We start from the raw sequence: 12,761 nt of genomic DNA on the forward strand, positions 1-12,761 counted from the left end.
TTTTCAGATTACAAGACTACGCTGATCCGCAAAGAGAATCAGATGAAAATCCGAGGCGAGTTATGAGCGCCATTTAAGCTCAGATCGACGCGGTTCGGTTGGAAGCACGCGACGTCTGATGTATAAATTTCGGAACTGAGGCGCGGCGAGTACAATATGAGGTAAGAGAGCCGGCTGCTTGATTTGATGTTAGCGTTAGGAGCAATGCCTACCAATGGGGAAAGGCGGGGACTTGGTTCAGTACTATCTGTTTCTTGTGTCAGTAATTCCTGATGTACTCACGTCCGACGAGATGAACTTTTGATAAATGTTCCCTAGAAGACGACCCAGGGGTAGTGGAGAACACATTCGTCTCGGGGTCTATGTGGGATAACAGGTTCTTAGGCAGTCCGTACTGGATTGATCTGTCCGCGTAGTTTGGGCAGTGAGCTGATCACAAAGTTACGTTCCTTCAACGCCGAAATTAGCCGAGGAAGCGCCCTCACGGTTTGCTCTCGTGATGCTGTGTACGGGCGTGATGCCAATTCGTTCGGTGGACTGCCATCATGCAATAGCACGATTGCCCCCGGCTCTACGGTCGCCAAGACCGTATCGACAATCAGATCAACTCCCGGGCGGGCCCAATCTTGAGGGTCTACCGACCAGTGAAGCGGTGTAAGACCTGCATTCATTCCTTCGACGCATACTTCAGGAGTCCATATTCCATACGGTGCACGCAAGAAACGCACAGCTAGGCCAGGGGAGGCCTTGGTGATGATTACATTCGTATCGAGTATTTCGCGTCGCAACACATCGCGGTTGCATTGGGACAGATCGAGATGCGTCATCGTGTGGTTGGCAACTTCGTGTCCATCGGAGATCATTCGCCGAATTAGCTCCGGATGTTCCGCTGCGTATGCTCCGAGGACGAAGAACGTGCCGGGGACATGAAATTGGCGCAATATGTCCAAGATCTTCGGTGTCCATGTCGGATTCGGCCCGTCATCGAATGTAAGAAAAACCTTACGTGGTTTGACTTTGGCATCACGTTCTCGAATTTTCCTCGGCCAAGACAAACGTTCCGATGGTTCGCTGTGCACCTTTTCAGCCATGATTCGTTACGTTACCTTTGTGGTTTGCACGCTATGCCTTCGGTCTCAAAGTGCGCCGTCCGCAATGGGACACGGAGATCTGCTAATCGTTAGTCGCCACAACTTTGCGTCAGCGGCGCAAATTTGTACAATCGATTGTTTCGATATCAATCATCGATGATGTGGATGGCTCCATATGCGCTTCAAAGGCCTTGACCTGAACCTTCTCGTCGCACTTGACGCACTCATGACGCACCGGAATCTGACAGCCGCGGCGCATAGCATCAACCTAAGTCAGCCCGCTATGAGCGCAGCTGTCGCGAGGCTGCGAGACTATTTCAGTGACAGTCTTTTTGTTATGCGTGGGCGGGAGTTCGTTCCGACTGCTCGTGCGATGGAACTTGCCGGTCCCGTCCGTGAAGCACTATCGCACGTCCAGCTCTCGATCATTTCGCGTGACGTATTCCTGCCATCTAAGTCGAAACGACGTTTCAGAATTTGTCTTTCGGACTTCATGACACTTGTCTACTTTAAGAAGGTCATGAAGCGCGTCGCATGCGAGGCGCCTTCCGTTAGCTTCGAGCTATTCTTTCCTGACGATGAACCTGGCGAATTGCTCAGACGAGGCGATGTTGATTTCCTGATACTACCGGAGTTGTTGTTGAGTGATACACATCCCAAGGCGCGTCTTTTTGAAGAGAAGCTTGTGTGCGTAGGTTGTCCGACAAATAAGCAGCTGTCCCGAAGACTCGCTTTGGAAAAGTACATCTCGATGGGGCATGTGACTGTAAGGTTCGGACGTTCACGCCGGCCCTCGATAGAGGAGTTTTTTCTCCTTGAGCTGGGATTCAAGAGACGGGAAGAGATTGTTGTACCAACCTTTGACCTGATCCCACCGATGCTGTCCCGTACCGATCGCATCGCAACACTGCCACTACGACTAGCTCAGTATTTTGGCGAAGTGGTTCCTTTGAGGATTGTCGATGTACCGCTGCCACTTTCCTCGTTTACGGAGGCTATCCAATGGCCTGCGTTACATACCGGCGATCCAGCAAGCATTTGGATGCGCCAGGTGCTATTGGAAGAGGCAAAAAGTTTGGCTAGTGTTGACGCGAAGAAGTCTGACTGATAATCGATGTCCGGGCAGTCACAAGAGGTGCCAATTGTATTCAATCTCGTAGGTATTGAGATCCCTTCAATCCAGCAGGGCACAAGTTTCAGAACTACGATGCACCGGCAGATGAGGCTCTACCCATACTTCGCGCGCTTTCTACCCCTGTTGGTGTGCAACCCCTCATATGAGGCGTTAAGCATAAGACGACCTCGATGGTCGGAGCGACGTCAACGCAGGATTGTGTTAAAGGCGCCGTTTTTTCAGTTAGTATCCTATGCGCGCACAGAGAGGCGTTGTTGTCCTCCGTGTCCCTCCGACATCGCCACTGCGATATTGTCCGTTTGTTGACATTGTAGATGTCCGCCCACTTGGCGGCATCGTTCGAACTTGCCATAGCGCGCAGCAAACTAATGTGTCGTTGTGACCTAGTCGTGTTTGCTGACGGCGTTTGACGAGCCATCCCGGGGAGTTTAAATCCATGCCGCATTTCTATGCTAACGATTTCGATTTGGTGTACGAGGTAGTGCAGACACTAGTTTCGTCGCGGGATGCTGAGCAGACGTTGGACAGATCCTTACGGCATCTTTCGTCTGCGCTAGGATGGCGCTCCGCCTTCATAGCCGTCGCGGAGCCGGGTGGATATCTAGCTGGTTTTTGTTCCACGGGACTTTCGGAGGGCTGGCGCGAGCGCGTACGCTTTCTTCCCGATGAGGGAGTCGTGGGCCGCATTCATTCAAGTGATTCGCCTATCATTGTCCCTGAGATTCACGACGAACATTTTCTCGCGGACCGCTTCGGAACTGCTAATGAATTGGACGGTGATCATATCGCTCTCCTGGGAACTCCTATCCGGCATGAGGGCCGTCCGCTCGGGGTGCTGGTCGCATTTTGTGAGAATCGAGACGGAACGCGCGCCTTTGCTAACGATCTTCAACTTATGAAAGTTGTTGCAGCGCCGATGGGGCAAGCGCTGCTGCTTAATCGCGAGGCGATGAACAAGGGCGGTTACAGGGAACAGGTATGTAGACGTCCACAGAAGGAGCATCATCCTTTGCGCAATATAGAGAACGCGGTAGGCCATTCCCCATCGATGCAGAGGGTGTTTGCGCAAGTCCATCAAGTCGCCCCGGCGAGGGCGACAGTACTCTTGCGCGGTGAAAGCGGAACGGGAAAGGAATTGATCGCACGCGCAATCTATAGCTTGTCTCGGCGTAATGATCAGCCATTCGTTTCGGTGAACTGCGCGGCGCTTTCAGAGACTCTCCTGGAGAGCGAACTGTTTGGCCATGAGAAGGGAGCGTTCACGGGGGCGCAATCGCAACGGAAAGGTAGATTCGAACTAGCGCACGGCGGCACACTATTTCTCGATGAAATTGGCGATATCTCACCGTCCTTCCAAGCGAAGCTGTTGCGGGTTCTGCAAGAAAGGGAGTTTGAGCGCGTAGGGGGGGCCACGCCTGTAAGGGTTGATGTGAGGCTAATCGTTGCGACAAATCGCAACCTCGAACGGATGGTCAAAGAGGGTGAATTCCGAGCAGATTTGTATTATCGCATTAATGTGGTAAGCATTCGTCTGCCACCCCTACGTGAGCGCCGCGAGGACATCCCGGCTTTGGCGCAATACTTTTTAGATCGATTCAACCGTGACAACGGCAGGTCGCTGCGCTTCACAGAAGGAGCATTGAGCGTGCTTTCGGGTTGCTACTGGGCCGGTAACGTACGTGAGTTGGAGAACTGCGTTGAGAGGACCGCGACGATGGCACTCCACGATTCCATTGATCGGCTCTCATTCCTGTGTGAGATGGATAAGTGTCTAACCCAAGGATTGCATGACATCGAGCGCGAAGACGCCGTACGTCCGGGCCGATCGGCAAACGCTGCAGCGAGCGAGGAGATCACTCCTACAGTCTCCGTAGATGCAGGTCACGAGAGCGCCAGATTTGCCCTGCCCAGCAGGAACGATAGACCTCAAGGCGAGAGAGAGCGACTCATTTGGGCCATGGAGCGCTGTGGCTGGGTGCAGGCAAAAGCGGCGCGGCTCTTGGGTATTACGCCACGGCAGATTGGCTACGCGCTGCGTAAGAACGGGATCGAGCTTCGCCGTTTCTGATGGCAGAATATCGCTGCCTGCGGTGGTCTAATGTCCTTGGACAGGTCGATAGGAGGATAATCCGTAATCGACGAGTGAAAAGATAGATGACAAGAAGGCGCCGACAATTTGACGCCAGCTTCAAGCTGGAAGTAGTACGGATGGTACGAGACCAAGGCCTATCGGTGAGCGAAGTTTGCCGGTCGATGGAGCTTGGTGAGTCGGCCGTTCGGTGCTGGATCGCGCAGTATGATGCGGAGTGCGCTGGTGGACCTGGGGTGGGAAAGCCGCTGACGGCAGAACAGCAGCGCATCCGGCAATTGGAGGCGGAGAATCGGCAACTGCGCGAGGACAATGCTCTGCTAAAAAAAGCGTCGGCCTTCTTTGCACGGGAACTAAAGTGAGCTACCGCCTGGTAGCCCATTTGCAACAGGAGGCCGTATCGGTCAGTGATGCCTGCCGGGTATTGCAGGTGAGCCGCTCCGGCTACTATGCGCACCGCCGCGCCAAGCCGAGCACGAAGGCTCTGCAGGAGCAGACCCACGTCAAAGCGGCGTTCGCTGCCAGCGGCGCGAGCTACGGCAGCCGGCGTGTCATGCATGCGCTGAGGGCACAAGGGCTGCGCCTTGGCCGGTACCGGATTCGTACGCTGATGCGCGAGGCAGAGCTGCGCACGAACTGGAAGCGTAAGTTCGTGTCGACGACCAACAGCAAGCACGCTCTGCCAGTGGCCGAGAACGTGCTGGATCGTCAATTTGACGTGGCTGAGCCGAAGCGGGCCTGGGTGTCGGACATCACCTATGTCCGCACGGCCCAGGGCTGGCTGTATTTGGCTGTCGTGCTGGACTTGTACTCGCGCAAGGTCGTGGGCTGGGCGATGGCGCCGACCATGCCGACGGACCTGGTCATGTCGGCGCTGACCATGGCGCTGCAGCAGCGTCGGCCAGGACCAGGACTGGTGCTGCACTCGGACAGAGGCAGTCAGTACGCGAGCGCAGAGTATCAGGCTTTGCTGAGACGGCATCAGATCGTTTGCAGCATGAGTCGAAAAGGCAATTGTTGGGATAACGCGGTGATGGAGCGGTTCTTCCTGAACCTGAAGATGGAGCGCGTGTGGCGGGGCCTGTCAGTTTTTTTGTGTGCAGGGCAGGTAAAGGCTCACCGTCGATGGAACGGTGAGCCAGCAATATCTTAACGATAAGGGTGGGTGAAGCGTTCCTCGTAGAGGATCGCAAACTGGTTCATGGCAGCCTTCCAGTCATGGGTTGAACTGCCCCACTTCACCGTGATGTTTCGCAGCGCCAGCCACAGCAGCTTGGTCGCCGCCTCGTCGCTGGGGAAGTGACCGCGCGTCTTGATGATCTTGCGCAGCTGCGCGTTGATGCTCTCGATCGCGTTGGTAACCGGCATGATAGGAACCGGTGCCCTTCCTCTCCTCACCGTGTAACTTGGTGTATGGTTCGACCATCCGGGACAGGGGCACCGGGGAGCACTTCGGGTGGGCAGGCCGTTCATATACGTTGAGCTGCGAGCTCGTGTTAGTAGTTGGCCGCCCCTGCGACCCGCCCGGTTGCGCTGCGAGCGCGAATCCGTAGTTGTCGTGCTGTCCCACCGGCTCCCATTTGCGATGTTTCCCATGGGAGACGCCAATGCGAGTGATAGGACTGGATGTATCGCGATCGGTGGCCGAGATCGCCTATTTGGAGAATGGCCGGCTACGCGCCGGCGGGCGCGTCGGACTGCGACGCGACGAGCTGGAACACTTTGCTGCCAAGCTAAAGCCCGACGACCACGTGGTACTCGAGGCGACCGGCAACACGATCGCCATCGCGAACGTGCTGACAGGTCATGTCGGCAAAGTGATTGTCGCCAACCCGTTGCAAGTCCGCCTGATCGCAGAAGCGCGCGTCAAGACGGATAAGATCGATGCCGCGATCCTTGCGCAACTCTATGCGAGTGGCTTCCTGCCCGAGGTGTGGATTCCAGACGAGGCCACGCAAGCGATGCGACGGCAGGTGTCGCGCCGCGCCCAGATCGTGCGGCAGCGGACGCGGCTCAAGAATGAGATTCACGCTGTCCTTGCCGCACATCTCATCGCACGGTGTCCTGCGACAGACCTGTTTGGCAAGAAAGGGCGGGCCTGGCTGAGCCTTCAGCCGCTACCCATGGACGAGCGCATCGGGATTGACCAGCGGTTGCATGAGCTCGACAGGCTGGCAGAGAATCTGCAGCAGGTTGAGCGCGTCCTGGCCCAATCCGCTATTCAGGACGACAGGCTGCGCAAGCTGCTGACCATCACCGGCATCAACACCACCGTTGCGATCGGGTTGATCTCGGCCATTGGCGATATCGCTCGCTTTCGTTCGCCGCAGAAACTGGTCAGCTACTTTGGCCTCAATCCTTCGGTCTACCAATCCGGCTTGCAGCCAGCAAAGCACGGACACATCAGCAAGCGCGGACGTTCCTATGCGCGTGCCATGCTGGTCGACGCTGCCTGGGCCGCAGCCCAAACGGCCGGCCCCGTCCGAGCCTTCTTCCTTCGTATCCGGGATCGTCGCGGTCAGCAGATCGCGGCTGTTGCCACGGCACGCAAGGTGGCGATCATCGTGTGGCACGTCCTCACGCGTAACGAAGCCTTCGCCTGGGATCGCCCGGCGCTGACTGCGCGCAAGACCCGTGAGCTGGAACTGCAGGCAGGCATGCCTGCGCGTCGCGGTAGCCGCAAGGGGTCTGCCGCCGCCTACAATCTGAAGTCCGTCCGGGATCTGGAGCGTGCGGCAGGCGAACAAGCTGAGCACGCTTACCAACGGCTGTTCTCGCGCTGGAAGCAAGCGCGACCGCAGGCAAGTGCGGTACGCGCTCCGTGGCCACCAATACGGACGCCATAAACGAGCGAAAGCACACCACGCGCTTGTCAACTTCATCCGTCGTGTAAATGATCTTGCGGATCGCCGGCGGGAACGTAAAGAACGGGATCACCTGATCCCAGGCGCGACGCCAGGATGCGCCGATCGGTGCATACCGCCGACCCCATTCCCCGTTCTCGAAGGCCGCCAACTCGGCCAGCGCGGCCTCGACGGTGGGGGCCGTGTACACGGGCTTGAGCGCCGCCGCCACGGCGCGGCGCTCCTTCCAGTTGGCGTACTCCAGGCTGTTGCGGATCAGATGCACGATGCAGGTCTGCAGGGTGGTGTTCGGGAACACCGCGGCCAGGGCCTGTTCCATGCCCTTAAGGCCATCGGTCACCGCGATCAGGATGTCTTGGGTACCCCGGGTCTTCAGGTCGTTGAACACCTTCATCCAGAACTTGGCGCCTTCGGTGCTCTCGATCCACAGGCCCAGGATGTCGCGCGTGCCGTCGGGCAGCACGCCCAAGGCCAGGTAGACGGCCTTGTTGCGCACCACGCCGTCCTCGCGCATCTTGACGCGCAGCGCGTCGAAGAACACCACCGGGTACATCACCTCCAGCGGACGGGCCTGCCAGGCGGTCACCTCGTCCATGACCGCATCGGTCACCGAACTGATGAATTCGGGCGAGACCTCGGTGCCGTACTGTTCGGCCAGAAACGCCTGGATCTCGCGCAAGGTCATGCCGCGCGCATACATGGCGATGATCTTGTCGTCGAACCCGGTGAAGCGCCGCTCGTGCTTGGAATCAGGATCGGATCAAAGCTGCCGTCGCGATCGCGAGGGATGTCTAACCGCAGCGGCCCGTCGTCGGTCAGAACCGTCTTATTACTTGACCACTACAGCCTGGGTGCTTCCCTACACCTATGACAAAAGTTTGTGACAACTCAACGCATTGGTCTACCCTCGAGGAACTTCAAAGTGTCGGGATCGATTCCAACTCTGCGACAGGAGCGGCCATCCACGACAGTCGCGGGAGCGGGCGTGTAGGGCTGCATAACGGTAAATGCATGGCTGCGACGATGGTACGCAACTTGCTGATCTTCGCGAACCGCAGAGCGTATGGAGCCGTTATGTCGCGAAAGGCGAGGGCTGCCGATCTTTTTGACCAACCGAATTGTGCGAAGAACCGGGCCAAGAGCGAGGAAGAGCGAAAGCTGGGCTGCTCAAGGCAGCTTTCACCGGGCGCGGCCGCTGGGGGCTGCGCTTTCGATGGGGCAAAAATTGCACTTCAGCCTGTAGCTGACGTGGCGCACCTCGTGCATGGACCAATCGCATGCGAAGGCAACTCTTGGGACAACCGCCAGGCGGCCTCATCAGGGCCGACGCTCTATCGCACTGGCTTCACGACTGACATCAATGAGTTCGACGTGATCTACGGGGGTGAACGACGTCTATTCCGTAGCGTCCGCGAGATCATTGAAAAGTACAATCCACCTGCGGTCTTTGTTTATCAAACGTGTGTTACTGCGTTAATCGGCGATGACATAGATGCAGTGTGCAAGCAGGCTTCAGTAGAATTCAGTAAGCCAGTTATACCGGTGCACGCGCCTGGGTTCGCTGGATCAAAGAACCTCGGCAATAAGCTTGGCGGCGAGGCGCTTTTGAATTATGTGATAGGTACCCGTGAGCCGGCATATACAACGCCCACAGACATCAACGTAATCGGCGAGTACAACCTGTCAGGCGAGTTATGGCAGGTAAAGCCGCTCTTGGACGAACTTGGCATCCGTCTTTTGTCGTGTATAACTGGCGATGGCCGGTACAGCGATATTGCGAGCGCGCATCGGGCCAGAGCAAACATGGTGGTCTGTTCGAAGTCCATGGTCCATGTGGCAACTAAGATGCAAGAGCGTTATGGGATTCCATACCTTGAGTGCTCATTCTACGGAATTGGCGACACAAGCAACGCTCTCCGCCAGATCGCGAGTCTGTTGGTGCAGCGAGGGGCATCTGGAAAGCTGTTAGACAGTACAGAGCGCCTGATTCAAGCTCAGGAGGAGCGGGCATGGGAGCGGATTGCCACGTACCGTGCGCGTCTTGAAGGTAAACGGGCGCTGCTAATCACAGGTGGCGTGAAATCATGGTCAGTTGTGGCTGCGTTACAGGAGGCCGGCTTAGAAATCATTGGCACAAGCGTGAAGAAGAGTACCAAGGAAGACAAAGAAAGAATCAAAGGGATCCTCGGACAGGACGCGCTCATGTTCGATAACATGACGGCGCGCGAGATGTACAAGCTATTGCACGATGCAAAGGCCGACATCATGCTGTCTGGTGGGCGCTCACAGTTTATCGCATTGAAGGCGCTTATGCCTTGGCTTGACGTAAATCAAGAACGTCATCATCCGTATGCCGGGTATGAAGGGATCGTGGAGTTGATCCGAGAGATAGAGCGTACTATTTACAACCCGGTGTGGCAACAGGTGCGAATCCCAGCGCCGTGAAATAACGGAGGTGAAGTCGACTGGTCAAAAGATTCGCGGCACAGCTAATGTACTCGGAATACTAAGCCGCCACAGAATCCAGGAAGTACATCTCTACGCGTGGCGGCGGTCTAGGAAAGTGAGGAGACCATTATGGCTATCGTGATCCAATCTGAAAAAGCCTGCACGGTAAACCCGTTGAAGACTAGCCAGCCGCTCGGCGCTAGCTTTGCGGCTATGGGGCTTGAGGCCTGTATGCCCGTATTGCACGGCTCACAAGGTTGCACGTCGTTTGCCTTGGTTTTGCTGACGCGACATTTCAAGGAAGCAATCCCGCTGCAGACTACCGCAATGGATGAAATCTCTGCGGTTTTGGGCGGATACGATAATGTCGAGACGGCATTGCTTAACATCCGAAAGCGCGAGGCGCCGAGAATCATTGTGGTCTGTTCAACAGGTCTCACCGAGACCAATGGCGAGGATCTCGATGGTCATCTAAGAGCTATACGCAAAGGTAATCCAGAACTTTTCAATACAGAAATTGTGTATGTCTCGACGCCAGATTATGTTGGCGCTTTCGAGGACGGCTACAGCAAAGCTGTGGTGGAGATTGTCATGGAGCTGGTAGAGCCGCTGCCTGCTATTTATCGACAAATTAGCGTGTTGCCGGGAAGCCATTTATCGCCGCGCGACGTTGAAGAACTACGCGTGATAGTCCAGTCATTTGGCCTAGACCCAATAATCCTCCCTGACATTTCCGGTTCGCTCGATGGCCACTTTGATTCAGAATGGCGTGGCGTAACGCGGGGCGGAACCACGCTCGAACAAATCCGCGCTGCTGGGGCATCTTCTTTCACAATTGGCATTGGAGAGCAGACTCGTGCTGGTGCGCGAGCGTTACAGGAAATATGTGGCACGCCATTTGAAATCTTCGAACGTCTCACGGGTCTAGAACCTAACGATCGATTATTGCGGCTTCTCGCGCAGTTGTCAGGGCGAGCCATTCCAGAGAAGTATCGTCGGCAGCGTGAACAACTTCTGGATGCAATGCTGGACAGTCACTTCTATACGGGGGGTATAAAGGTTGCGATTGGTGCAGATCCGGACATGCTCCTTTCGGTTGGGTCACTGCTGCACGAGCTAGGGGCAGAACTATCAGTCTGCGTCAGCACGACCCCATCTCCAGCGCATGCGCTTTTGCCCGCAAGCGAAGTAGTGCTGGGCGACTTGGAAGACATGGAACGTGCGGCTGGCAATTGCGACGTGCTAATCACTCACTCGCATGGCCGCCAAATGGCTGCGCGACTCGGTAAGCCGCTGATGCGCGTAGGCTTCCCCGTATTCGACCGCGTCGGAAATGCACATCGATGTCAGATAGGATATCGAGGCACGATGGACCTGATTTTCGAGATTGCAAATCTGATGCTCGAGCGAATCCAGTTCCGCGCACCGAAGGATTAGCCCCTATCCACGATCAATACCCATCGCGCTCCGGAAACACCGGTGATCTGATCTCAAGGTTTCCTCCAGCCACTATGTGATCCTACAAGGAGACGGCACATGAAAATCGCCTTCGCTACGCAAGATAAGGAGCATGTTGACGCCCACTTTGGGTGGGCGAAACATATACTCGTCTATGACGTGACAGCCGCCGCGCACAGGTTCATCCAGGCTTTCGATTTCAGCGACACGCCACAGAAGCACGACAACGAAGAGAAACTGGGTCAAAGGCTTGAAGCAATCCATGACTGCGCGATATTGTACGTCGCCGCGATTGGAGGTGCCGGAGCCGCGCGGGTTGTTGCGCTGAAGATCCACCCTATCAAGGTGGCAAAGGCGGAGCCTATTGAAACGATCCTTAGAAAGCTGCAGGAGGTGTTGAAGGGGACGCCGCCTCCGTGGTTAAGGAAGGTGATCAAGAAGGATTCGGGCACGGCATACGATTTGGGCGCGGACGACGGGTTAGCGAATAATCGCGCCTACCTCAAAGAGAAGGACTATCCTCCGCCACAAATAACTGTTGGTGCTGAAACTGACAGCGAAGACAGGATAGATGACCCTGAGGCAACAAAAGCTCGTTTGAAAAGATTGAACACGCTTGCGGTGCAAGCCAAGATGGATCTACACGATTTATCCGAAGAGTTGCCGGCCAGTTGGGAGAAAATTTTAGTGGTTGCCAGACGCTGCCACGAAATCCACGCCGCGTTGATGGAGGCGCGGAAAACCGCCGGCTTGGCTTATAAGTGAATATCGCGAGAATGCAAACGTGAATGACAACTTTACTGTAGTGCTACCAAGTGGCGCGATCTGGACACCGAGCTTCGTAAATTCTATCGATCATCATAATTGTATCGGCTGTGGCCGATGTTTTCGTGTGTGTTCGCGCGGTGTCCTTCAATTGGTTGGAGTGAGCGAGGATGGCAGCCATATTTCCCTTGAGGGGGAGAACGAGAATGAGGAGGAGCTTGAGAAGAAGGTTATGACAATCTTGCATCGCGAGTATTGCATAGGTTGCACCGCTTGCGCGAAGATTTGTCCAAAAAAATGTTATACGCACGCGCCTGCTTAGGCCTTTGTTATGACGAAGATGAATTTTCACAGTACCCTAATGCGTCACGCGGTAGATGACGACGACTGCACGGTGCTGACGCTAGCTGGCGCCATTTCGTCGACGTTAGAGGAAGGAAATGTACATGGCCTCCCCATAATAGGACTTGACGCCAATGAAACTAGGTGGCTGCTTGCACACTGGTTTCCAGGTGCCGAGTATGCCTTATCTTTGGAGCTAAATAGGGAGGCAAACGCGCCAGACCCGATGTACTATGACGAAGTCGAAGAACTCGTAGCCTTGCTTGAGGCACACGCAGATCCGAGTGCCGGTACACCCATCGAGGTGCGCTGTGTTTCTCATGCATTGGCTTGCGGGTGTTTGAAAGACAAACATCTCTGGCAAAACTTACGCCTTCCATCCCGGGCCGCGCTGTTAGAGGTTCTGAGGTACTGGTTTCCCATGCTTGCCGAAAAGAACGTCCATGGAATGAAGTGGAAAAAGTTCCTCTACAAACAGCTATGTGAGCGTGATGCGCTATACGTGTGCAGGGCTCCGAGTTGCAGTGTTTGCCCCAGTTTCGGAGACTGTTTTGGGCCTGAATGACGAA

The 12,761-nt window shown here is 55.7% G+C and carries 9 protein-coding genes and 3 pseudogenes; 9 read left to right on the forward strand and 3 right to left on the reverse strand.

Annotation, left to right across the window (positions count from 1 at the left end; genetic code table 11):
- Positions 1–380 precede the first annotated feature (380 nt).
- On the reverse strand, positions 381–1,091 hold the full coding sequence (gene nodB, locus CBM2586_RS30660) for a chitooligosaccharide deacetylase NodB (RefSeq protein WP_012354666.1): 711 nt from the start codon (positions 1,089–1,091) through the stop codon (positions 381–383).
- 175 nt (positions 1,092–1,266) lie between these two features.
- On the opposite strand from nodB, the gene CBM2586_RS30665 reads away from it, so the two are divergent.
- The 3 genes and pseudogenes from CBM2586_RS30665 to CBM2586_RS30680 all read left to right on the forward strand — a co-directional run.
- Positions 1,267–2,199 (forward strand): LysR family transcriptional regulator, encoded by a 933-nt coding sequence (locus tag CBM2586_RS30665; RefSeq protein WP_012354667.1) that lies wholly within the window; start codon positions 1,267–1,269, stop codon positions 2,197–2,199.
- Positions 2,200–2,662: 463 nt separating this feature from the next.
- Positions 2,663–4,294 carry a nif-specific transcriptional activator NifA gene (gene nifA / locus CBM2586_RS30670; protein ID WP_012354669.1) on the forward strand — a complete coding sequence of 544 codons (1,632 nt, stop codon included), beginning with the start codon at positions 2,663–2,665 and terminating at the stop codon, positions 4,292–4,294.
- Between the two features lie 86 nt (positions 4,295–4,380).
- Positions 4,381–5,393 (forward strand): annotated as a pseudogene (locus CBM2586_RS30680) (IS3 family transposase); the annotation flags it as partial.
- Between the two features lie 71 nt (positions 5,394–5,464).
- Here CBM2586_RS30680 and CBM2586_RS30685 read toward each other — a convergent pair.
- A pseudogene (locus tag CBM2586_RS30685) lies at positions 5,465–5,686 on the reverse strand (transposase); the annotation flags it as partial.
- Between the two features lie 236 nt (positions 5,687–5,922).
- Here CBM2586_RS30685 and CBM2586_RS30690 point away from each other — a divergent pair.
- On the forward strand, positions 5,923–7,161 hold the full coding sequence (locus CBM2586_RS30690) for an IS110 family transposase (RefSeq protein WP_012354672.1): 1,239 nt from the start codon (positions 5,923–5,925) through the stop codon (positions 7,159–7,161).
- A gap of 25 nt (positions 7,162–7,186) precedes the next feature.
- Here CBM2586_RS30690 and CBM2586_RS30695 read toward each other — a convergent pair.
- Positions 7,187–8,013: pseudogene (locus tag CBM2586_RS30695) on the reverse strand (IS256 family transposase); the annotation flags it as partial.
- A 240-nt stretch (positions 8,014–8,253) separates the two neighbouring features.
- Between CBM2586_RS30695 and nifE the strand changes: the two are divergent.
- The 5 genes from nifE (at position 8,254) to CBM2586_RS30720 (ending at position 12,757) form a co-directional block, all read left to right on the forward strand.
- Positions 8,254–9,624, forward strand: a complete 1,371-nt coding sequence (gene nifE / locus CBM2586_RS30700; protein WP_012354673.1) for a nitrogenase iron-molybdenum cofactor biosynthesis protein NifE — start codon at positions 8,254–8,256, stop codon at positions 9,622–9,624.
- Positions 9,625–9,756: 132 nt separating this feature from the next.
- A complete protein-coding gene (gene nifN / locus CBM2586_RS30705; protein WP_012354674.1) occupies positions 9,757–11,064 on the forward strand; it encodes a nitrogenase iron-molybdenum cofactor biosynthesis protein NifN in 1,308 nt (435 codons plus the stop codon).
- 99 nt (positions 11,065–11,163) lie between these two features.
- Complete coding sequence (nifX, locus tag CBM2586_RS32725; protein ID WP_012354675.1) at positions 11,164–11,850, forward strand: nitrogen fixation protein NifX; 687 nt, start codon at positions 11,164–11,166, stop codon at positions 11,848–11,850.
- 19 nt (positions 11,851–11,869) lie between these two features.
- Entirely contained in the window at positions 11,870–12,172 is a 303-nt protein-coding gene (gene fdxB / locus CBM2586_RS30715; protein WP_012354676.1) for a ferredoxin III, nif-specific, read from the forward strand.
- An 18-nt stretch (positions 12,173–12,190) separates the two neighbouring features.
- Positions 12,191–12,757, forward strand: a complete 567-nt coding sequence (locus CBM2586_RS30720; RefSeq protein WP_081479563.1) for a nitrogen fixation protein NifQ — start codon at positions 12,191–12,193, stop codon at positions 12,755–12,757.
- Positions 12,758–12,761 lie beyond the last annotated feature (4 nt).

The sequence above is a fragment of the Cupriavidus taiwanensis genome (assembly GCF_900250115.1).
Taxonomy (GTDB): Bacteria; Pseudomonadota; Gammaproteobacteria; order Burkholderiales; family Burkholderiaceae; genus Cupriavidus; species Cupriavidus taiwanensis_B.

Excerpts from the sequence above, each read along its gene's own strand:
- nodB (WP_012354666.1), bottom strand. The coding sequence starts at position 1,091 with ATGGCTGAAAAGGTGCACAGCGAACCATCGGAACGTTTGTCTTGGCCG.
- CBM2586_RS30665 (WP_012354667.1), top strand. The coding sequence starts at position 1,267 with ATGCGCTTCAAAGGCCTTGACCTGAACCTTCTCGTCGCACTTGACGCA.
- nifA (WP_012354669.1), top strand. The coding sequence starts at position 2,663 with ATGCCGCATTTCTATGCTAACGATTTCGATTTGGTGTACGAGGTAGTG.
- CBM2586_RS30690 (WP_012354672.1), top strand. The coding sequence starts at position 5,923 with ATGCGAGTGATAGGACTGGATGTATCGCGATCGGTGGCCGAGATCGCC.
- nifE (WP_012354673.1), top strand. The coding sequence starts at position 8,254 with ATGTCGCGAAAGGCGAGGGCTGCCGATCTTTTTGACCAACCGAATTGT.
- nifN (WP_012354674.1), top strand. The coding sequence starts at position 9,757 with ATGGCTATCGTGATCCAATCTGAAAAAGCCTGCACGGTAAACCCGTTG.
- nifX (WP_012354675.1), top strand. The coding sequence starts at position 11,164 with ATGAAAATCGCCTTCGCTACGCAAGATAAGGAGCATGTTGACGCCCAC.
- CBM2586_RS30720 (WP_081479563.1), top strand. The coding sequence starts at position 12,191 with ATGAATTTTCACAGTACCCTAATGCGTCACGCGGTAGATGACGACGAC.